19 protein-coding genes and 2 pseudogenes are annotated in these 20,346 nt (G+C 67.1%); 16 read left to right on the top strand and 5 right to left on the bottom strand.

Annotation, left to right across the window (positions count from 1 at the left end; translation table 11 throughout):
• Positions 1-8 precede the first annotated feature (8 nt).
• The 8 genes from JEQ17_RS47525 (at position 9) to JEQ17_RS47490 (ending at position 8,288) form a co-directional block, all read left to right on the top strand.
• On the top strand, positions 9-1,199 hold the full coding sequence (locus tag JEQ17_RS47525) for a cupin domain-containing protein (RefSeq protein ID WP_200401145.1): 1,191 nt from the start codon (positions 9-11) through the stop codon (positions 1,197-1,199).
• The gene (locus tag JEQ17_RS47520) at positions 1,196-2,431 is read left to right on the top strand and encodes a flavin-dependent oxidoreductase (protein WP_200401144.1); all 1,236 of its coding nucleotides are present in this window, start codon (positions 1,196-1,198) and stop codon (positions 2,429-2,431) included. The genes JEQ17_RS47525 and JEQ17_RS47520 overlap by 4 nt, the downstream gene beginning before the upstream one ends.
• A complete protein-coding gene (locus JEQ17_RS47515; RefSeq protein ID WP_200401143.1) occupies positions 2,428-3,489 on the top strand; it encodes an amidohydrolase family protein in 1,062 nt (353 codons plus the stop codon). The genes JEQ17_RS47520 and JEQ17_RS47515 overlap by 4 nt, the downstream gene beginning before the upstream one ends.
• A 60-nt stretch (positions 3,490-3,549) precedes the next feature.
• Positions 3,550-4,449: an MBL fold metallo-hydrolase gene (locus tag JEQ17_RS47510; RefSeq protein ID WP_200401142.1), complete on the top strand. Its 900-nt coding sequence runs from the start codon at positions 3,550-3,552 to the stop codon at positions 4,447-4,449.
• 132 nt (positions 4,450-4,581) lie between these two features.
• Complete coding sequence (locus JEQ17_RS47505; RefSeq protein ID WP_200401141.1) at positions 4,582-5,907, top strand: MFS transporter; 1,326 nt, start codon at positions 4,582-4,584, stop codon at positions 5,905-5,907.
• Positions 5,908-5,958: 51 nt separating this feature from the next.
• Positions 5,959-6,837, top strand: coding sequence for a fumarylacetoacetate hydrolase family protein (locus JEQ17_RS47500; protein WP_200401140.1), 879 nt, complete (start codon positions 5,959-5,961; stop codon positions 6,835-6,837).
• 156 nt (positions 6,838-6,993) lie between these two features.
• Complete coding sequence (locus JEQ17_RS47495; protein ID WP_200401139.1) at positions 6,994-7,686, top strand: class II aldolase/adducin family protein; 693 nt, start codon at positions 6,994-6,996, stop codon at positions 7,684-7,686.
• Positions 7,687-7,832: 146 nt separating this feature from the next.
• Entirely contained in the window at positions 7,833-8,288 is a 456-nt protein-coding gene (locus tag JEQ17_RS47490) for a hypothetical protein (RefSeq protein WP_200401138.1), read from the top strand.
• Between the two features lie 445 nt (positions 8,289-8,733).
• Here the strand turns inward: JEQ17_RS47490 and JEQ17_RS47485 are convergent.
• A pseudogene (locus JEQ17_RS47485) lies at positions 8,734-9,063 on the bottom strand (Tn3 family transposase); the annotation flags it as partial.
• A gap of 109 nt (positions 9,064-9,172) precedes the next feature.
• Positions 9,173-9,808, bottom strand: a complete 636-nt coding sequence (locus tag JEQ17_RS47480) for a DUF6461 domain-containing protein (RefSeq protein WP_200401137.1) — start codon at positions 9,806-9,808, stop codon at positions 9,173-9,175.
• 290 nt (positions 9,809-10,098) lie between these two features.
• On the opposite strand from JEQ17_RS47480, the gene JEQ17_RS50605 reads away from it, so the two are divergent.
• Positions 10,099-10,221 (top strand): hypothetical protein, encoded by a 123-nt coding sequence (locus JEQ17_RS50605; RefSeq protein ID WP_267924828.1) that lies wholly within the window; start codon positions 10,099-10,101, stop codon positions 10,219-10,221.
• Positions 10,222-10,263: 42 nt separating this feature from the next.
• Positions 10,264-10,857: pseudogene (locus tag JEQ17_RS47475) on the top strand (IS5 family transposase); the annotation flags it as partial.
• A gap of 15 nt (positions 10,858-10,872) precedes the next feature.
• On the opposite strand, the gene JEQ17_RS47470 reads toward JEQ17_RS47475, so the two are convergent.
• Positions 10,873-11,268, bottom strand: coding sequence for an Imm7 family immunity protein (locus tag JEQ17_RS47470; RefSeq protein WP_200401136.1), 396 nt, complete (start codon positions 11,266-11,268; stop codon positions 10,873-10,875).
• Positions 11,269-11,380: 112 nt separating this feature from the next.
• Here JEQ17_RS47470 and JEQ17_RS47465 point away from each other — a divergent pair, with 112 nt between their 5' ends.
• A complete protein-coding gene (locus JEQ17_RS47465) occupies positions 11,381-11,677 on the top strand; it encodes a hypothetical protein (RefSeq protein WP_200401135.1) in 297 nt (98 codons plus the stop codon).
• A gap of 661 nt (positions 11,678-12,338) precedes the next feature.
• On the opposite strand, the gene JEQ17_RS47460 is transcribed toward JEQ17_RS47465, so the two are convergent.
• Positions 12,339-13,076, bottom strand: coding sequence for a dienelactone hydrolase family protein (locus JEQ17_RS47460; protein ID WP_200401134.1), 738 nt, complete (start codon positions 13,074-13,076; stop codon positions 12,339-12,341).
• A gap of 309 nt (positions 13,077-13,385) precedes the next feature.
• Here JEQ17_RS47460 and JEQ17_RS47455 point away from each other — a divergent pair, with 309 nt between their 5' ends.
• Positions 13,386-13,541, top strand: a complete 156-nt coding sequence (locus tag JEQ17_RS47455; protein WP_200401133.1) for a hypothetical protein — start codon at positions 13,386-13,388, stop codon at positions 13,539-13,541.
• A gap of 66 nt (positions 13,542-13,607) precedes the next feature.
• Here JEQ17_RS47455 and JEQ17_RS47450 read toward each other — a convergent pair whose 3' ends face one another.
• The gene (locus JEQ17_RS47450) at positions 13,608-15,215 is read right to left on the bottom strand and encodes a helix-turn-helix domain-containing protein (protein ID WP_200401132.1); all 1,608 of its coding nucleotides are present in this window, start codon (positions 15,213-15,215) and stop codon (positions 13,608-13,610) included.
• A gap of 126 nt (positions 15,216-15,341) precedes the next feature.
• Here JEQ17_RS47450 and JEQ17_RS47445 point away from each other — a divergent pair, with 126 nt between their 5' ends.
• The 4 genes from JEQ17_RS47445 to JEQ17_RS47430 are packed head-to-tail and all read left to right on the top strand — an operon-like array spanning position 15,342 to position 20,330.
• Positions 15,342-17,207 (top strand): siderophore-interacting protein, encoded by a 1,866-nt coding sequence (locus JEQ17_RS47445; RefSeq protein ID WP_200401131.1) that lies wholly within the window; start codon positions 15,342-15,344, stop codon positions 17,205-17,207.
• 41 nt (positions 17,208-17,248) lie between these two features.
• Positions 17,249-18,235 carry an ABC transporter substrate-binding protein gene (locus JEQ17_RS47440; RefSeq protein ID WP_234048658.1) on the top strand — a complete coding sequence of 329 codons (987 nt, stop codon included), beginning with the start codon at positions 17,249-17,251 and terminating at the stop codon, positions 18,233-18,235.
• Positions 18,232-19,275 (top strand): FecCD family ABC transporter permease, encoded by a 1,044-nt coding sequence (locus JEQ17_RS47435; RefSeq protein ID WP_200401130.1) that lies wholly within the window; start codon positions 18,232-18,234, stop codon positions 19,273-19,275. Before JEQ17_RS47440 ends, JEQ17_RS47435 begins: the two co-directional genes overlap by 4 nt.
• A complete protein-coding gene (locus JEQ17_RS47430) occupies positions 19,272-20,330 on the top strand; it encodes a FecCD family ABC transporter permease (RefSeq protein WP_234048657.1) in 1,059 nt (352 codons plus the stop codon). Before JEQ17_RS47435 ends, JEQ17_RS47430 begins: the two co-directional genes overlap by 4 nt.
• Positions 20,331-20,346: the final 16 nt, after the last annotated feature.

Raw genomic sequence — 20,346 nt, 5'->3', positions numbered from 1 at the left:
GAAAACGTATGGCAAGCCATGAGATAGCAACAGGTGGACTGACGATGCAAGAAGGAAATAAGCAAGAGGCATCGCTTCCCGGTGGTGTCGACACCGCGGAAGTCTCGATCGAAGAATTCTGTGGTGCGCTCGCATCGCGCGATATGGCGGGCCTGTGGAGCAGGCCGCCGATGCCGGCACACCCGATTCCGCAGACACGTGCGCATCTGTGGCGCTGGGACACCGTCGCCCCGCTGGCACGGCAGGCGGGAAGGGTTCTGGAGGTCGACGAAGGAGCGGCTCAGCGGCGGGCACTGCAGTTCTGCAACCCGGGACTGCGCATCGGAACGACAGAAGCCCTGTTCGGTGCATACCAGTATCTGGATCCGGGTGAGAAGGCGCCGGCCCATCGGCATTCTCCGGCAGCGATCCGGTTCATGATGACCGGCTCGAGTGTCTACACCACCGTCGACGGAGACGCCTGCTGGATGGAGCCCGGCGACTTCGTCCTCACGCCCAGCTGGGCGTGGCACGATCACACCAACCAGAGCGATGAGCCCGCAATCTGGCTCGATGTGATCGACGTGGTGATGGTCGCCACCTTGGAGTCGATTTTCTTCGAGGACCATCCGACCGGGATGCAGGACGTCGCGGGTTTCTCCCTCTCGGAGGAGAAGTTCGGTCATGCGGGACTTCAACATTCCGACGGCGCCGCCTGGCCGAAACCGTACTCGCCGCTGCTGCGCTATCCCTATGCCCAGGTCGATGCCGCACTGGAAGCGTTGCAGAAGCAGAGTGACGGCCCCAGCGTGACGCTGGAGTACAAGAACCCGGTCACCGGCGGCCCGGCTCTGCCCACCCTCACCTGCCAGATGACGAGGATCCGTCCGGGAAAGCCCACGGTCCCCCGACGGCAGACCGGCGGCCAGATCCACACCGTGTTCCGCGGCCGCGGCAGGTCCGTGATCGGCGGAAAGGAATTCACCTGGGGTCCGGGGGACGTCTTCGTCGTCCCCTCCTGGGCGACCGTCGAGCACGAAGCGGAAGAGACCGCCGACCTCTTTGTCGCCAGTGACCGGGCGGCCCTCGAAGCCTTGCATCTCTACCGCGAGACCGAGCTGCCCGACCGGCAGCAGGTGACAGACATATTCGAGCCGGCCACCGCGACGGAACCCGACAAGGCGGCGCCCGCTGTCGGCCGAGGAAGGAGGGAACCGTGAGAATCGCAATTTCCGGAGGCGGGATCGGCGGACTCACCACCGCATTGATGCTCCATAACGCCGGTATGGACGTGACCGTCTACGAGGCGGTCCCCGAACCACGACCGCTCGGCGTAGGAATCAACGTACTGCCCCACGCCGTCCGGGAATTCGAACGACTGGGCATCCTGGAGGAGCTGCTCCCCCTCGCCGTCGCTACCGAAGAGCTCTGCTACGTGAATCGGCACGGCCAGTTCCTGTGGCGGGAGCCGCGCGGAATATCGGCGGGATACCCGGTGCCGCAGCTCTCGATCCACCGAGGCAACTTCCAGATGGCCCTCCTGGACATCGTCCGCCGGCGCCTCGGCGAATCCGCGGTGCGCACGGGAATGAAGGTCACCGGCTCCAACACGGACAACCGCAAGAGCGCCGAGTTCCAGCTGATCGACAGCGTCACCGGCCGGACGTCCCAGGACACCGCGGATGTGCTGGTCGGCGCCGACGGCCTTCACTCGGCACTCCGGAAGCAGCTCCACCCGAGCGACGGCAGCCCCCGATGGAGCGGAGAGCTGATGTGGCGTGGCACCACCATGGCGCCGCCGTTCCTCACCGGAAAGTCCATGACGCTGATCGGCACGCGCGGGCACAAGGTCGTGGCCTATCCGCTCTCCCTCCCGGACGACCAGGGCAACGTCCTGATCAACTGGATTGCCGTCCTGGACAAGAGCTCACGCCGACTCCCGCCCGTCGAATCCTGGAACAGGCCGGGAAAAACCGAGGACTTCATCGACCAGTACAGCTCGTGGTCGTTTCCGTGGCTCGATGTCGCGGCGCTGATGCGCGGCGCGAACAGCGTCCACGTCTTTCCCATGGTCGACCGCGACGCGCTGCCGACGTGGACCGCGGGACGGACAACCCTCTTGGGCGACGCCGCGCACCCCATGTTCCCCGTGGGCTCCAACGGAGCTTCCCAGGCGATCCTCGACGCGCGTGCCCTGACCCAGGCCCTCCTAGAGGAGCGCGATCCCGACATCGCCCTGGAGCGCTACGAAAGCGAACGCCTCGCCGCCACGGCCGGAGTCGTGGAAGCCAATCGCAGCCAGGGAGCCGCACGCATTCTCGACCTGGCCGAGGAACGTGCACCCGAGGGCTTCACCGAGGTGAGCGAAGTCTTCGCCCCCGGGGAGCGAGAGGCGCTCGCCACCGCATACCAACGCGTTGCCGGTTTCGCTCCGGCAACCCTGCGGCAGTGACAGCGACCGAAAGAGCCGGCCGTGACAACGATCGAAAGAGGATGACGATGGTGAATCCAGAGAATGACGTGGCAAGTGCCGTCGCCCGTCTGCGCCGACGCAGCGGCGGCGACCTGATCGACATCCATGCCCACTACACTCCGCCGCTCACCGAAGCCGAGCTTGCCCGTCTGCTGGCCTCCTTCCGCGCCGGCCACTTCACCGCGCCGCCGGCCGGCCCCTGGTCGGTCGAGAGCGCCCTGGAGTTCATGGACGGTCACGGCATCTCGGTGCAGATGCTGTCGAACCCGAACCGGCTCGCTCCCGACGAGGCAAAGTCATACAACGACTTCGGGGCGAAGGTGGTGCGGGAACACCCCGACCGGTTCGGGTTGCTCGCCAACCTCCCGCTGATCGATCCGGTCGCAGCGGTAGCGGAAGTCGACCGCGCAATCGAGGAACTCGGCGCCGACGGATTCGTCCTCATCACCAACTACGATGGCGCCTATCTGGGGGACCCACGGTTCACCGATGTCTTCGCCGCACTCGACGAGAAGCAGGCCACCGTCCTCCTGCATCCGGTGGTCCCTGCCGGGTTCGCCGGGCTTGCGTGCGGACGGCCGGGACCGGTCATCGAATTCCCCATGGACACGGCGCGCACCATCGTCGACGCCATCTATGCGCGGGTCTTTCTGGACTTCCCGAACATCAACTTCGTCATCTCGCATGCCGGCGGAGTCCTCCCCGTCCTTGCCGAACGCATCGGGTCGACCGGCCTGCTGCCGTGGGTGAGCAATTCCCGCGGCGTGACCAAGGACGAGGTGCGCCAGCAAATTGCCCGCCTGTTCTATGACACCGCGCTCGCGACATCACCCAACGCGCTTCTTCCGCTTCTGGAGGTCACGTCGCCCGATCACATCGTGTTCGGGTCCGACTACCCGCCGGGGAATGTCGAGTTGATCGAATCCCACATCGATGCGCTGAGCCGGACCACCATACTCACCGACCGTCAGCTGGCACAGTTCTCGGCCACTGCGAAGACTCTCTTCCCGAGCCTGGCAGCACGCTCCGACGCATAGCCCAGAGCACCCGGGTCTTCCTGACGGAAATCAAGCACCACCTGAGAAAGGAATTGTGGAATGACGGCCAATATCGGACGACTGGGATCCCAGTCCGCGGTGCGCCGGTGGACGATGGACGAGTTCACCTTCACCTACATCGTCGACGGACCCATGTCGCTCATCCCCGCCCGCTTCCTCAAGTCGTTCCCCGACTCCTACTGGAGCGAGCACCCCGAAGCGCTGGACCAGGACGGCGGCGTGCCGATGACGGCAGGCGGACTGCTCGTCGAGCGGGACGGCCACCGCATGCTCGTCGACGCCGGACTCGGTGTCATGAACGTCAACTCGCTCTACGGGCCCATTGAGGGCGGCGCGCTGCTGGAGACACTTGCGTCGGTCGGCTACGCGCCCGAGGACATCGATGTTCTCGCCCTGACCCACATCCACATCGACCACACGGGATGGGCGTTCATCCCGGACGGGAACGGCGCACGGAAGGCAACCTTCCCGTCGGCGTCGTACGTGATGTCGCGGCAGGAGTGGGAGCCGCTCTCCCAAGGGGTGCCGCCGGCCGACATGCCGGACCCGACCACCGTGGTCGAGCCTCTGCTGCAGCATCCGAAGCTCACCCTCGTCGACGACGGCGGAGAGGTGGTGCCGGGCGTGACGGCACTCGTCACCCCCGGCCACACCCCCGGCCACGCCACCTACATCGTGACCTCGTCGAGCGGCAAGCGGCTGGTGGTCTTCGGCGACGCGTTCCACTCGCCCGCGCAGCTGACCCACCCCGACTGGGGCTCGGCACCCGACAGCCACACCGAGTCCGTGCAGGAGGCCCGTGCCCGCGTGCTGTCGGAGCTGCTCAAGCCCGACACCTACGCCTTCGCCTTCCACTTCGGCGACCAGCCCTTCGGCCGTGTCGTTCGCGACCAGCAGGGACAGGCCACCTGGGAGCCGATCCCCACGCACATTCTGTGACGCCTTCCGCGGCGTCCCGCACCACCTGAGTCACGCGGACCATCTCCTGGGCAGCGGTCGAGCATTCAGGGCCGACCGCTGCCCGGATACGGCACGTCCCTCTCCCCGACAGGTCATGCAAAGGACCCTTCCATGGCTGTTGCAAAAGAAATCTCGGTTGCGGATCCCACCCACGTGGACCCGTCCACTCTCAAGCGTGTGACGGTCCTCGCCACTCTCGGAAACGTCCTCGAGTGGTACGACTTCACCGTGTATGGCTTCCTCGCCGTTCATATCGGAGCCACCTTCTTTCCCGAACAGGACGGCGTCACGTCGATCCTCGCGGCCTTCGCGGTCTTCGCGGTCGGGTTCATCGCCCGGCCCTTGGGAGCTTTTGTCCTCGGTCCGTTCATCGACCGCAAGGGACGCAAGTCGGTCATGCTGCTGTCGATGCTGCTGATGGCGTCCGGCTCACTCCTTATCGGCCTCGCACCGGGGTACGCCGTCGCCGGCTCGCTCGGTGCGGTCATCATCGTCATCGGACGCCTCGCGCAGGGATTCTCGGCCGGCGGCGAATTCGGGAGCTCGGCCGTCTTCCTCATCGAGTGGGCCCACCGCGGGCGCCGGGGGTTCTTCGGGAGCTTCCATCAGGTCGCGACCTACGGTGGCCTGTTGCTCGGTGTGCTGGTCACCGCCGGGCTGACCGGCGCCCTGGGCTCGACGGCGATGCGCGACTGGGGTTGGCGTGTCCCCTTCATCCTGGGCGCTCTGCTCGCTGTGGTCGCCCTGTTCCTGCGGCGACGCATAGAAGAGACCCCCGTCTTCACCGCGTCCCGCGGTCAGGCATCCACGCAGTCCGGCGCGGAGATCGACCACGGAACGCACCCGCGGCCGAGTGTCGGATTCCTGCTGACGGTCGGGGTGGTCGCTCTCTGGGGAGTGACGGCCATGGTCGCGCTCACGTACATGCCCAGCTACGCCTCGGAGTTCCTGGACATCGAGCTGCAGACCTCGCTGGTGGCGACGCTCATCGGCGCGATGGTGACGGTTGTCCTGCTGCCTGTCGCGGGTCATCTCTCCGACAAGCTCGGACGTAAAGCCCTGATCGTGTTCAGTGCCGTGGGCTACGTGGTGCTGCCGTATCCGCTCTTCCAGCTCATGGTCGACAACAGGTCGTTCGGGTCGCTGGTGATCGCGCAACTGGTCTTCGCGGTGTTCACGGCGGCCATCGCCGGCACCGGCTCCGCAACGATCACGGAGCTGTTCAGCGCCAAGCACCGCGGCTCGCTGGTCTCCATGGGCTCCGCAACCGCTGTGACTGTCTTCGGCGGCTTCGGCGCGATCGTCTGCACCTGGCTCATCGACGTGACGGACAGCGCCGTGTCTCCCGCCTTCTACATCTCCGGCGTCGCGCTGATCACGCTCGTGGCGGGACTGTTCCTGCCCAGAAACCTCGCGAGTGACGACCTGCGTAGGTGAGAGTCCGGTGCGCGGGACACTCCGGACAGTATTCATGGAGAGGAAAGTACGTTGAAACTGAGCATGTTCGACGATTTTCGGCTCGGTGTCTGGGCCCGGGACGACTCGATAGTCGACGTGACACGTGTGCTGCCGGAGACAGCCCGTCCATCGGATCGCATGAGTGCGCTGATAGCGGACTGGGCGAGAGTCGAGTCCGAGATCCGGGACGCATCACGCAGCACCGGAACACCCCGCTCACAAGTCACGTTCCGGGCACCCCAGCCAAGACCGTCGAAGATCCTCGCGGCCCCGGTCAATCACGGTCCGCATCGTGAAGAGATGATTGCTGCGGGAGCTTTCACGGACGTGCCGGGAACGATCGAGAAGTATGTCGCTTTCCTCAAGGCGCCTTCATCGATCGTCGGGCCGGACGGATCGATCGAGCATCCTGATCCGACGCGTCGCATCGACTACGAAGCCGAACTCGGCATCGTCATCGGTGCCCCGGCACGCCAGGTATCCCGTGAGAACGCACTGAGCCACGTCTTCGGGTACCTCGCCCTGATCGACGTGACAATGCGAGGCGACGAGGACCGCTCGTATCGGAAGAGCTTCGACACCTTCACGCCGCTCGGGCCGGCCATCGTCACCGCGGACGAGATCCCGGACCCGTCGGTGCTCGAGCTCGAGCTTCGCGTCAACGGTCGTCTGCGCCAGAAGGGGAGGGTCGCCGACCTCATCTACGACGTCGCGCAACTCATCGAAGTGTATTCCCGGGCTATGACCCTCGAGACGGGAGACATCATCGCGAGCGGCACCCCGGACGGGGTCGGACCGCTGACCCCAGGCGACGAGGTGTCACTGGAGGTGTCGCAGGTGCCCCCGCTTACCATCCCCGTCACGGCTCGCGACCCACTCCACCAGCCGTCTGCACCAGCGACGCAGTGACGGCCGCCTCCCCCTCAGGCGGGCGCTGCCGTCTCCACGCCTGCCTGATCCCTGCCCTGCGCTAGCGCGCCATGGGGCACCACAGCACAGAAGAGGACATTGGCGCGGACTGGCTCCACCAGCCGTACGCCACCCGACCGACTGAAACGGATCCTGATGAAGGAAGAGATCGACGAGACCGTACGTGCCAGCCGGGCCCTGGCCGCTGCCGGTCTGACCGACATGGTGTGGGGTCACGCCGCCGTCCGTGACCCGGACGGCGGCGGAGTCTGGATGAAGGCCTCCGGCTGGGGATTCGAGGAGATCGACGCCGAGCGGGTGCTGTTGGTCAGCCGCGGGGGTGAGGTCCTCCACGGCGAGGGCAAACGGCACATCGAGTACCCGATCCACACCGAGATCATGGCGCGGCGCCCCGACGTCGGCTGCGTCGTGCACACACACGCACCCGCCCTGAGCGCCTTCGCCTCTCTCGACACACCACTGCTGCCCATCTCCCACGACGGCGTCGTGTTCTGCGATCCGCAGGTGCCACGATTCACCGAGACGGGAGCGCTCATCGCGACCCGCGAGCTCGGCGCGGCGCTCGCCGAGACTCTCGGCGACGGCCCCGCATGCCTGATGCCGCGGCACGGAGCCGTCACCGTCGGTCCGGACGCCGCGACTGCCGTCATGTACGCCGTTCTGCTGGAACGGGCGTGCCGTACACAACTCATGGCCATGACCGCCGGAGGCCCCAAGACGTGGTCCGACGATGCCGAAGCGGCCTTCAAACGCAACCAGGTCTGGAACCCCGCTCAGCGGGACGCAGGCTGGAACTACCTGCAGCGTCTCTCGGAAAGGAACCCGTGACGTTGGAGTCGTCGGGAGAGCGGACGACTACGCAGCCCTCGAGCGAGGGCCCCAACCACCGCCACCGAGGAGCAGCGGACGCCCGTCACTCCTGGCCTACCTCTCGACTTCCTTGAACGCGTTCAAAAAAGGTGTCACTATGCGCTATGTCCTTCGTGGTCACCTCTCCTTGGCACCGACTCGGCCGTGTCGGCGTGTGCATCGCTGATGCCGTCGGTCGCTACCTGCTGATCTGGGTTGCGGCATGGCTCGTCTATGCCCTGACAGCTCCCCGCCAGCAGGAGCTTGTGTCCTACCTGCCTCGCTCCCGCTCGTACTGGGAGGACACCGCCTACTACCTGTGGGACGACTCCATTGCCGGGGTGGGGCTCATGGTGGGCGTCCCCTCGCTGCTGGTAATCCTGTTGTTCGGGCTGCTCAACAAGCGCGAGGGGGCGGCATTCCGTATCCGTCTGGCGGGGCTCCTCCTCCTGCCCACATGGTTCTTGCTCTTCCAGAACTTCGTGGCGCTCCTCTTCGTCCCGGTCCTGGCGCAGATGGCCTTCGCGCTCTGCCTGATGCCGGTTCCCCTGGTTCGCTTCCCTGCGAAGGCCGAGGACTGATTGCCCAGGCGGGCGCGCGCCGAGTGGTGGCGGATGGACAAGGTCTTGCGAATCGGCTTGCATGACCCCGGCTCCAGCGATGTGACCGTGGGTTCAAATCCCACACCCACCGCAGATGAACGGCCCCTGGAATTCGCCTAAATCAACCAGGGGCCGTTCTCATGTGCGGTACCCGCCAACCGCTGTGGTTCCCCGTCAGTTCCCAATCACTCGGGCACGGTAGGGGCATGCGGCCGCGCTACCGGCGTTGAGGGTAGGGGGTATAGATCGTCTGGGGTTCGGGCGGGAACGCTTGGTCCGGATCAAATCGCGGCAGGTCGCACTCAGGGACGAGGAAGCTGCTGTACGCCTCCGGAGCAGAAGACTCGCCCCAGCACACGGTGCCAGCGACCACGAAGCCGCCCAACAACCGATCGCTCAGGACAAAGGCCCGCGCAGGCTGTTAGATGTGCCCGCGCCTGCCGTCGCAGATCGCTCGCGCCGTGGTGTGCCTCGATGCCTGTACGGTGAGCCGGCGGTTCACCCGGCAGCAGTGGGTGTCGTCGCTGAGGTCGACCAGGTTGAGCAAGTGCATGGTCTTGTCGATCCGACCGTACTCGGCGAACACCTGGCCCAGCGGGGTCGGGCGGCCGTCGCGGCCGAACATCCGCAGCAGGTCGTAGGCACAAACCTGGTTGGTGACCAGCGATCCGGCGACGCGCAGCGTGTCCGGCTACCAGGTCTCGATCTTCTTGAGGCTCACATTGTTGCGGGCGAGACCCTCCAGCGGCCCGTACTTCGCCCTTCCTGCGGCTTCTTTCGACCGCGTGGAGGGTGATGCAACGGTCGGCCGCCGCGCTCCGTGCCGGTGCCCACCCGCTGATCACCGTCGCAACGTCGGGCCGTCAATACCCTCCGGCGACACGGACGGCAAGCAGGCGCGCGGCGTCTGCCTCTTGGGGAACGGCGCACTGTAGTTCCTGTTGAATCTTCCGAACTGCGTTTTCGTACGCTTCTGAGCGGTTCCCACTGTCGATGGCCTCCCGGAATCCGGTGAGTTCCTCAAGGGTTGCGGGGCGCTTTCCGTGGTCGTGCTGAGGGAAGAGCGGGTCGAAGGAGGAGAGGATCTCGCTGTTTTCCGCGTATGAGATCCACGTGGATCCTGTCTCGCTCAGTCTTGCAGACAGGGCGACCGTGTCGCGTGAAGCGGCGGCGATGATTTCGTCACTCGCAAGGTAGGGTCCTTCGGACTCGATAACGAAGGACCAGTCGTTGTGGGTTCCGGCACGCAGCAGCGGACCACTGTTGTCGAGCATGCCACTGCTATGCAACTCATCCACGTTCAGCTCGGGAACGTCGTCTTCGTCAATGTCTTCCCCGAGCGCTTTGACGGCGTCTACTTCGAGACGGGTCAAGGAAACCGGCTGAATCTCTCTTCCTGACACCCTGGTCAGAAGCTCGGCGGGGGAAATTCCTCTCACGAAGAGGGCACAGTACCCGGTTCCGTAGAGTTGCGAGTTCGGGAAGATGCTGGTGCTCACGGTGCTACCTCGAAGGCGTATCCGGCGTAGCCGGACAACAACTCGAGGAAGGCACGCAGGTTGCGGTCCCAGAACCATCCAGCAATCGACTCGGTCACGCGTTCCCCGTCCCTGTGAGAGGGACAGCATGGCAGACGTCGTCTGCAGTCAGGCTGCGGTGGCGAGCTGGACGGGGAAGGGGGCTCGCGACACGGTTCTTCCGGCGCCGGATCGCGCCGTTGCCGCACGCGACTGTTTCGCCCCGTGTTACGGGCTCCGCTACCAAATGACGATCCACAGCCCCGCCCACGATGGCGAATGTCTCCGAGGTCATCTTCCGTCGGCTTCGCGAGATCCGGGACTCGGTGGCCGAAGGCGCCCTGCGGGACAGCGACATCTACGCGCAGGAAAAGAGGCGGTACGAGGTGCCCTGATGCGCCTGCGGACTGCCATGCACGCCGACCTCTGGGCAGACACAGGGCGTCGACTCGACGTCCTGTCGTGCCCACCAACACGCCGCCGGCGCTCGCAGGAAGAAACCCCGTATACCGAAAAAAGAGCCACGCCCCGGCAGCACCGCCCCGACGAGGGACTCGGAAGGTCCCGGGGCGGTCTCACGAGCAAGATCCACCTCGCCAGTGAAGGTGGTCGCAGACCTCTCGCGCTGCTGATCACTCCCGGCCAGTGGGGCGACGCACCACAAATGCTCCCCGTACTCGAACGCATCCGAGTGGCCCGCAAGGGCGAGGGGCGCGCGCACCCGGCCCGGGCACCTGAGCGCGGACAAGGCGTACTCCTCCCGCAGGAACCGCCGCTACCTGCGCAGACGCCATATCAAGCACACCATTCCCGAGCCGAAGGACCAGAGGACCAACCGTCGGCGCCGTCGCAGCGGAGGCGGACGCCCCGCCGGCTTCGACAAGGAGCGGTACAAGCGCCGCAACGAGGTCGAGCGGACGATCAACCGCCTGAAGAGCTTTCGCGCCATCGCGACCCGCTACGACAAGCGGGCCTGCGTCTTCCACGGCACCGTCACGGTGGCCACGATCAGCCTCTGGCTCCGGGCGTGATTCGCCGGAGACGCCTCAATCGGTGAAGGGATCTTCCACCGTCGGGATGCACGGAGACAGCAGTGCCTCCGTGTGCTGCGTGACCACGCCCCGAACGAGCCTGAGCACGCGTACCTCGTTTTCGTGGTCCGGTTCTTCGTCATCGCGAACGTGGAGGAGCCCGTAGGAACCAGGGGCAACCACAGCCACATGCTCGAACAGTTCGACAACATCCGGCGAGGAGCGGTGATTGGAGTAGCCGCCGAGGTGGATGAACGGCTCGCCGTTCATCCACCTGAGGTCAAGCAGGTACGGGCTGTCGATCTGGGCGATGCGAAGCCGAAGCTCATCGACGATCTGCCGCAGACGGGACTCATCGTCGTCATCAGCTGCGGTCTCCCTGACCGTGACCCAACCGTGGTACTCAAACATCCCGTGATCGTAGTGAGATGGCTTGCTTCAACGTGCCGATCGCAGCATGATCCGCCGGACACGCCTTAGCAGCGATGACAGCGACAGACCGCTCGATACCACCCTGTCCTACATGGCCAACAACGTCTGCGGCATCCTCGCCCAGGGCATCGATCCCACCCAGGTGGCATCCCGCTTGAGCTCACTTGGCTGGAGGACACGCTCGTCCTCCTGGTACTCCTACGAAGCCGAAACCGCTTGGTGCCGCATCGAAGTCGACCAGACCGACGACGGAACAACCCTGGTAAATGGCGTGATCGACCCTCAGCGGATCGACGACCTGGCCACGCTCCTTGCCAGACTCGGCTGGCAGCACAGCCTCGAACTCTCCGACGAGAACAACAACATTGTCGAAGAGCGACACCACTGACCGACAGCCCCACGAAACTCGGAAGTTGAGCCAAAACCGGAACTCGTGAACAAAACCACAGGTGACGCTACCTCGGGGGTAGCAGTCGATCCGCCCGGCCGACGACGGCTACACGGAACTCAGTGGGCGGGGTGCGGGATGCAGAGGCGTCCCCCGCAGCGGTACTCACCAGGTCGCGCCGTGGGTACTCGGCCACGGCCGTCATGCGATGCGGAAGCTCGACGCATTCGGAGCTGTCTCACCTCAGAGGGAGTCCTGGGCTCGCTGGTTCACGTCGGACGCCAGGGCTTTCCCGTTCAGTCTTCGGTGACGCGGATGATCGTCTTGCCGGGGGTGTGGAGAGGCCACTGGCTTGGTTGTCGCATGCACGGCGAAACGTGCGCGACTACGAGACCCGGCCTGAGCACTCCGAGGCGCTGCTCACCCTTGCCTCGATCACGCTCATGACCCGCAGACTCACCCGGCCCGCCGTCCAGCCCACCGTATCCCTGCCCCGATCTGCCGAATCCGTCCCACGTTGCTTGAGGCGTCGCAGGTCCGACGGGAGCGGCATCGTGATGGACGCGACGATGCCGTCCATCGCGTCGTTCAGGACCGCCTCGCGCTCGGCCGGGTCAGTGCATGACGCCGACCAAGCCTGGGGCCGGCATGTTCGGCTGGGTCATGCGCCCAGATCCTCCGTCACGGGCAGACACTCGGCGAGCAGGTCGACGACGTCGCGCCAGGCTCGCTGCGCGTGCTGCGGGTGGTAGCCGACGCCGGGGACCGTGGGGTGGTCGACCGGCGGGTGGTGGAAGGCGTGCAAGGCGCCGCCGTAGACCGTGAGGCGCCAGTCGACGCCCGCCGCCTGCATCTCAGCGGTGAACGCGTTCCGTTGCGCGGGCGGCATGATCGGGTCTTCCGACCCGACCCCGGCCCACACCGGGCAGCGAATGCGCGCGGCCTCGCCCGGTCGGCCCGTGGTCAGTGCGTTGACTGTGCCGATCGCGCGCAGGTTGACGCCGTCCCGCCCGAGTTCCAGCCCGATGGCGCCCCCGGTGCCGTAGCCGACGGCGGCGATCCGGTCGGGGTCGGTCCGCGGTTCGGTGCGCAGCACATCCAGCGCTGCATGGCCGATCCCCCGCATCCGGTGGGGATCAGCGAGCAGTGGCATGCAACGAGCCAGCATCTCCTCGGGGTCGCTCAAATAGCGCCCGCCGTGAAGGTCGAAGGCCAGCGCTATGTATCCCAGCTCGGCGAGAGCATCGGCCCGGCGGCGCTCGACGTCGCTGAGCCCCGTGCCCTCGGGTCCAAGCAGCACGGCGGGCCGGCGGTCGACACCGGCCGGGAGCGCGAGGTGCCCGATCATCGTCAGCCCGTCGGCCGGGTACTCGACCGTACGCGTCGTAATCGTCGTCATGAGACTGGACTGTAGTGATCGTCGAGCCCGGTCCGGCCGCTGTTCTGCCGCTGGCAGAGCAGCAGCAAGCGGGTTCTGAGTTCTGATCTCGGTTTGCGTGATGGGGCTGCGCCAATGGGTGGCCTGGTAGCAGACCGGTTGGCGCGTGGTGATCTGGTCGATGGCGAGTGGGAGTTGGTCGGGTCGGTGTGCCCGGCCAGGCAGCGCGGCCGCTATCTGGAGGGCTGTGGGACCAGCTCCATGAGGTGGGGGTGCTTCCGGCGCTGATGGAGGCGGATCGCTGAGACCGGTGCGCGGGAGCTGGTGGATGTGAACCGGATCAGCGTGGACTCCATGGTTGCCCGTGCCGATCAGGGCATGGCCGGGATGGTGGTGGATGCGGAGTTGCTGGCAGGGCTGAAGGGCTCGCGCGGCGGCTGTCCGGTCACCCACGGTGCCGCCGGTGCAGCGCCGTTCCGATTCTGATCTCCCGGCAGAGACTGGAGGCCTGTTGAGCGACGAACAGGGCCGCTTTACAGGACACCGACGGTGCTACCGGTTCCGCTCGGACTCGCGCTGCTGGTAGTCGCGTGGAGACAGTCCGTGGAAGCGGGAGAAGGCGGCGCTGAACGTGGGTAGGTGGGCGTACCCGATCCGGCGCGCGACGGCGCTGGGCGGGGCGCCCCCGGCCAGCAGGTCGCGAGCGATGCGCATGCGGGCGGCATAGCGCCAGCGACCCAGTGTCATACCTGTCTCGTCACGGAAGGCACGGTGGATCTCAGCACCGACATCAACAGCATGCGTCCCACCAGACTCGCCGATGCGACGCAAGCACTCCATCGCGACAGCACGCGCGCGCGGATTGGTGGGCATCGGCACCGACAGCGCTCGCTGCGCGGCAACCTGTTCCGCGAACAGGTCGAGGATGTGGCGGGGGTCGTGGTCGTCAGGGCGCAGTCCGGACCGGGCGCTGATCGAGCAGAACATCAAGTAGTCGTCCCACGCAGGCGAGAACCGCACCTGCAGCGGCGCTGTCAGTTGGAGGTCGCCTGTACTCGCGTTGCCCAGCGGCAGGGAGACGGAGTTCTCGCGGAGGCCGGTGACATGCTCCATCTCTGCGGGGATCCAGGTCGCTACTCCTCGCTCCCGCTCGTAGCGTTGGTCGCCGATGTCCAGGTACCCGCTGCCTCGATACATCCAGCTGAGGACGTGGATGTCGTTGGTGTGCGACGGCGTGCTGGCCGCGGGCAGCATCTCGGGCGCAGCGGGAGTGTCCGTCTTGCGCATCATCCGGATCAGGTCGTCGGTCTCCCGTGCTGCCGCTGTCCGTTGCGTCAGCCCGCGGGCGCCGGGTCGGGCGGAGAGCTCCCGTCCGAACTCGTGGGGGGTCAGTCCGAACCGCCCCTTGAAGGCCCGCGTGAGGCCGTTGCGGCTGGCGAAGCCCACTCGAGCGGCCACCTGGTCCACGTGGTAGCCGGCGGCGAGGAACTCCACGGCAGCGCCGAGTCGGCAGAGCAGCCGCCACTGCTCGAACGTGAGCCCGGTGTCGGCGAGGAAGTCACGGCGAAGGGTGCGCGGGCTGGAGAGCACCCGCGAAGCCCATTGCTCGACCGTGAGGTCGAGCGCGGGGTCGCGAGTCAGTTCTTCGGCGACTGTTCTGGCGCCGGGGGCTCGCGGCATCGGTGGCGAGGCGAACCCCTCTGAGCTCGGATTTCGCCCGACCTCGACGGGCGTCGGCGAGCGTGAGCCAGGACGCCGTAGGAGCTCCGCGATCGCCTCCGGGGAGTACCCGTGGCCGCTGAACGGAGTGACCTGCAGGTTGAAGAGCTGGATCAACCAGTCCTGCCAGCCGCTGGGAACGTCGAACCGCGTCAGTTCCGTCAGTCCCCAGGCGCCGACGTCGGCGTGGGGCCACAGCGGGAAGGCGACGGTGCCCGGCTCAGTGATGATCTCCCGCTCTGCCCAGCCGTCCGCGGGGATCCAGGCGCCTTCGCCGGCCCCGAGGCGGAGCACCGGCCCGTCGTCGCGGCGCACGTGCGCCGCGCCGGTGCGAACCCAGAGCAGCAGCGTCCGAACGGGCGCATCCGCCGATCCCAACCGCGCGCTCGGGATCGGCGGCGGGTCGCCGGCGCCTGCGGTGTACGAGGAGCGAACCAGCATGTCCTAACCCTACGGCAGTCTGCGCACACCATGCCAGGTAAGGTTCACCTAACTTTAGCAGTGCGCGCCCTCCCGATGCCGGTGCGCGACTCCTGCCCTCGCAGCGACCGGAAGGTCGGTTCCCGCATGCCCAAGACCTCGCGCCGACTCACCGTGCGCCCGCCGACCCTGCGTGAGGTCGAGGTCGTCCGGACCGTCGACATCACCTCGGGGATGCGGCGGGTCACGCTGAACGGCGAACAGTTGCGTGCGTTCACCACTGCGGACGGATTCGCGCGGCCGGCCTTCGAGTCCCCGGGCTTCGACGACGACCTCGCGTTCTACTTCCCGTACCCGGGTCAGCGCGATCCGGTGCTCCCGGTCCAGGGCGAGGCCAAGTTGATCGTGCCCAAGGATCCTCGACCGCTGTCGAGGGCCTACACGGTCCGCCGGTGGAACCCCGAGGCCGGCGAACTGGACGTGGACTTCGTCAAGCACGGGGTGGGCGCGGGAACGACGTGGGCCTATCGCACCCGACCGGGTGACCGGATCCACGTCAGCGGTCCGAGCACGTCCAAGGCGTTCCCGACCGGCGCCGACTGGTTGCTCGTGGCAGGCGACGACACCGCACTCCCCGCGATCGGCCGCCTGCTCGACGAGCTCCCGCCCGACACCCGGGCGCAGGTGTTCATCGAGATCGCCGAGGACGCCCACCGCCAGGAGTTGCGCGAGCTGCCCGGGGTCGACGTGACGTGGCTGGTCCGCTCCGGCGGGACGGCCGGGACCGTGTCGCTGCTCACCAAGGCGGTCCGCAGTGCGGAGTGGTGGTCCGGCCAGGCATTCGTGTGGCTGGCCGGCGAGCACACGGCCGTCCGGGACATCCGCCGGCACCTGGTCGAGGACCGCGGCGTCCCCAAGGAGGACATCGACTTCGCCGGCTACTGGCGTCGCTCCGCGGTCGTCGCGCTGAAGTCCGACGGGGCGGTACCCGACCCGGAGAGGACGGTCACCCCGTTCCAGAAGCTGCATGACCTGACCGAGCTTGTCGCACCGATCGCGATCCGCACCGCCGTCGAGCTGGGCGTTCCCGATCTGGTCTCCCGCGGCGTGACCGGCGTGACCGAGCTGGCCGCCAAGGTCGGCGCCGACGAGCGCGCTCTGGGCAAGCTGCTGCGGTATCTGAACACCCTGGACGTGGTGACCGAGACAGAACCGTCTCACTACGCCCTGACGCCGATCGGCGACGTCCTCACTCTCGAGTTCATCGCCGACCGGCTCCACTCCGCCGGGGTGATCGGTCGCGAGATGCTCGGGATCCACGGCCTCACGGAGTCGGTCCGCACCGGCCGGCCCGCCTACGCCTCGGTCACCGGCCAGACCTTCGCCGACGTGCGCGCCGAGCAGGACTACGAGGACCGTCACCTGGAGCGCCTGGCGAAGTTCCAGCCCGCACTGGCCGAACCGATCGCCACGTCCGACCTGCTCGCCGGAGTCCAGCACCTGGTGATCCACTCCGGTGGTGCCGGCGCCCACGCCCGTGAGTACGTCGCAGCCCACGAAAGCCTGCGCGTGACGATCTGCGCCCTGCCCGCCCAGGCCGACTGGCTGCGCCGCGACCTGCCCGCCACGATTCCCGACGAGCGGCAACGCACGCGGGTCGGCGTGCTGGAGCAGTCCGTCTTCGAGCCCAGCCCGGCAGCCGACGCCGTGCTCATCAGCCGCGCCTTCAAGACCCTGCCCGACGCCGACGCTGCTCACGCACTGCGCCGGGCAGCCGAGAACCTCGTCCCCGGCGGACGGGTGCTGCTGATCGAGGAGGTCTTCGACACCGACGAACTCGACGAGCACGACGGCGAGGAAGACCTGATCGGCCTGGCCTGCCACGGCTCCGGCCTTCGCACCGCGGCGGAGCTGGACGCCGTCATCGCCCGGGCCGGCCTCACGCGCAGGGCGGCGCGGCCCGTCGGTCTGGGCGCCACCGTCCATGAGCTCCTCCGCTCCACCGCCGACTGAACCCCTCCACCCGGAGAAGAAGAGAAAAGAAGAGAACGCCCATGAGCAACACCCTCCTGATAAGACGCGGCGCACCCCTTGCCGCCGCACTGATGAGCGCGTCACTCGTCCTCACCGCCTGCGGCAGTGACGGCGACGACACCGGCGACAAGGCCGCCGAGACCCGCAGCGTCAAGGCCGAGAACGGCACCATCAAGGTTCCCGTCGACCCCCGGCGAATTGTCACGATCGGCAACACGAACCTCCCCTTCATCGATCTCGGTGGCGAGCCGGTGGGCGTCACCGAGGCGTCCGACTCCGAACTCGACGTGCTGCCGAAGGAACAGAGGGCTGCGTACGAGGCAGCCGAGATCATCGGCAGCAGCGGTGGCGAAGTGGACCTCGAGAAGCTCGCCGCCCTCAAGCCGGACCTCATCCTGGTCCAGTTCTCCTCGGACGACTGGGACAAGGTCGGCAAGCGACTCGAGACAATCGCCCCGACCGTGAACTGGGGGCTCGACACCGAGTGGAAAGCCTTCGCCGACGCCATCGCCGAGGCCGGCAACGTCGCGGACGCGCTCAGCCAGCAGAAGGCGGAGTTCAAGGAAAAAGTCACCAAGATCCAGAAGACCTACAGCAAGACCATCAACGGCACCTCGTTCGTCGACGTCTCCCGCGGAACCTGGAACGATCCCGGAACGTTCTACATCGCCGACATCGGCTGCTCCGAGATCGCCCGGGACGACATCGGCCTGGACCTCCCCAAGACGGCCGAGGGCAAAGACCCCTTGGCCTACGAATCCCTGCCGTTCGAGCAGATCAGCGAGCTGTCCGAGTACGACGTGATCACCTACCCTGTCGACGCCGACGGCAAGCCGACAGAGCCCTTCGCGCCGGTGGTCAAGACCAACACCTGGAAGTCCCTGCCCGCTGTGCGCTCCGATCGAGCGCTGGGAGTCTTCTGCCCCGGCAACAACTCCTACGGGCCCGTCAACCAGTACCTGGACTCGCTCGACAGCGCACTGGCAACGCTCCCCGGCAAGCAGTGACAGCCCTCGCCCTGCGACAGGACGGTCCGGGCACCGAGACGGTGCCCGGACCGCGTCGTCGTCTGCTCGGCCTGCTCGTCGCGCTGGCAGTGCTGGTGGTCCTGCTGGTGCTGAGCATCATGATCGGGTCGACGGCGATCGCGCCGTCAGTGGTGTGGGACGCGCTGTTCCACTCCTCGGCCGACATCGACCAGTTCTCGATCCGCGACTTCCGGCTGCCCCGCGCGATCGTGGGTCTGGTCGTCGGCGTCGCCCTCGGTCTGTCGGGCGCGTTGATCCAGGCGCTCACCCGAAATCCCCTGGCCGATCCGGGTGTCCTCGGCGTCCATGCCGGCGCGTCCTTCGCGGTGACGGTCGCCGTGGGCCTGCTCGGCGTCCGCGACGTCCAGGGCTACATGTGGTTCGCGTTCGCGGGGGCACTGATCGTCACGCTCCTGGTGCTCGCCCTCGGTTCGACACGACAGGGCTCCTCGCCGGTGGTCATGGTGCTCGCCGGGATATGCGTCGGCGCCGTGCTCGGCGGCGCCAGGGAGGCGCTCCAGTTGACCGACCCGGACGCCTTCGACGCCATGCGGAACTGGAACGCCGGGTCGATCGCGGGTCGCCCGCTCGAGGTCGTGTGGCCGGTCCTGCCGTTCTTCGCGGTGGCACTCGTCCTGGCCTTCGCGGTGTCGGGCCCACTCAACGCTCTGGCTCTGGGTGACGAGCTGGCGGTCGCCCAAGGGGTCCGGTTGGTACGCACCCGTGTGCTTGCGGTGATCGCACTCACCCTCCTTGCCGGTGGTGCCACCACGATCGCCGGACCCATCGGATTCGTCGGACTCATGGTGCCGCACGTGGCCCGCTGGATCGTCGGCCCGCACCAACGCTGGATCTTCGCCTACAGCATCCTCCTCGCCCCGAGCCTGCTGCTGGCCTCCGACATCCTCGGCCGCATCGTGATGAGACCCGGCGAGATCCCCGTGGGCATCGTCACCGCCTTCGTCGGCGCCCCCGTTCTCGTCATGCTGGTGCGGCGAAAGAAATCGAGCGGACTATGAACACGCGCATTCCGCCGGTGGACTTCGGAAGGCGGGTGCTGGTACTGCGGCACCGGCGCATCGCGATACTGCTCCAGTGGCGCTCGGTCGTCGTCTGCGCGGCGCTCGCGGTCGCGGTCGCCGGTACGGCAGTCCTCGCGCTGATGACCGGCTCGTACGCGCTGAGCCCCGGCCAGGTGCTCTCCGCACTGACCGGCCGGGAGACCGGCATCGTCCACGACATCGTGGTCGAGTGGCGGCTGCCCCGGGTCGCCGCGGCGGTGGTGTTCGGCGCAGCCCTCGGTGTGAGCGGGGCTGTCTTCCAGTCACTGCTGCGCAACCCTCTCGCCGACCCCGGCCTCGTCGGGTTCTCCCAAGGCTCCTATACCGGCGCACTGATCGTGATCCTGGTCGTCAACGGCACTTACGTGCAGTTGGTCGGCGGAGCGTTGCTGGGCGGCATGGCCACCGCTGTGGCCGTGTACGTGCTCGCCCACCGACGAGGGGTGCAGGGGTTCCGGCTGATCATCGTCGGCATCGGCGTCTCGGCGATGCTCGAGTCGCTCAACACCTGGCTGATCCTCAAGGCCGACCTGGACCAGGCGATGTCCGCGGCGGCGTGGATTGCCGGGTCGCTCAACGGCGTGTCCTGGGACCGGGTCGTCATCGGCGGCGCCTGCATCGCCGTACTCCTGCTGCTGGCCGGGATGTTGAGCCGGCCGATGCGGCAGATGGAGCTGGGTGACGACGCGGCCGCCTCGCAAGGGGTACGGGTCTCGCCCGCACGCCTCGGCCTGATGCTGGTGGGAGTGGCGCTGACGGCGACGGTCACGGCCGCGTCGGGGCCGATCGCGTTCATCTCACTGGTCGCCCCGCAGATCGGACGCCGACTCGCCCGCACCGCCGGGATCACCCTCACCCCCGCTGCCTTCGTCGGCGCGCTGTTGTGTCTGGCGTCGGACTACATCGCCCAGCACGTCGCCCCCACCCCGCTGCCGGTCGGCATCATCACCGTCGTGCTCGGCGGCGGCTACCTCGGATACCTGCTGTTCACCGAAGCCAGGAGACGCCTGTGAGCGCAACCCCGCCCGG

Source organism: Streptomyces liliifuscus (assembly GCF_016598615.1).
GTDB lineage: Bacteria > Actinomycetota > Actinomycetes > Streptomycetales > Streptomycetaceae > Streptomyces > Streptomyces liliifuscus.
The sequence above is the reverse complement of the archived record's forward strand: the minus strand, read 5'-3'. Positions and strand labels throughout refer to the sequence as shown.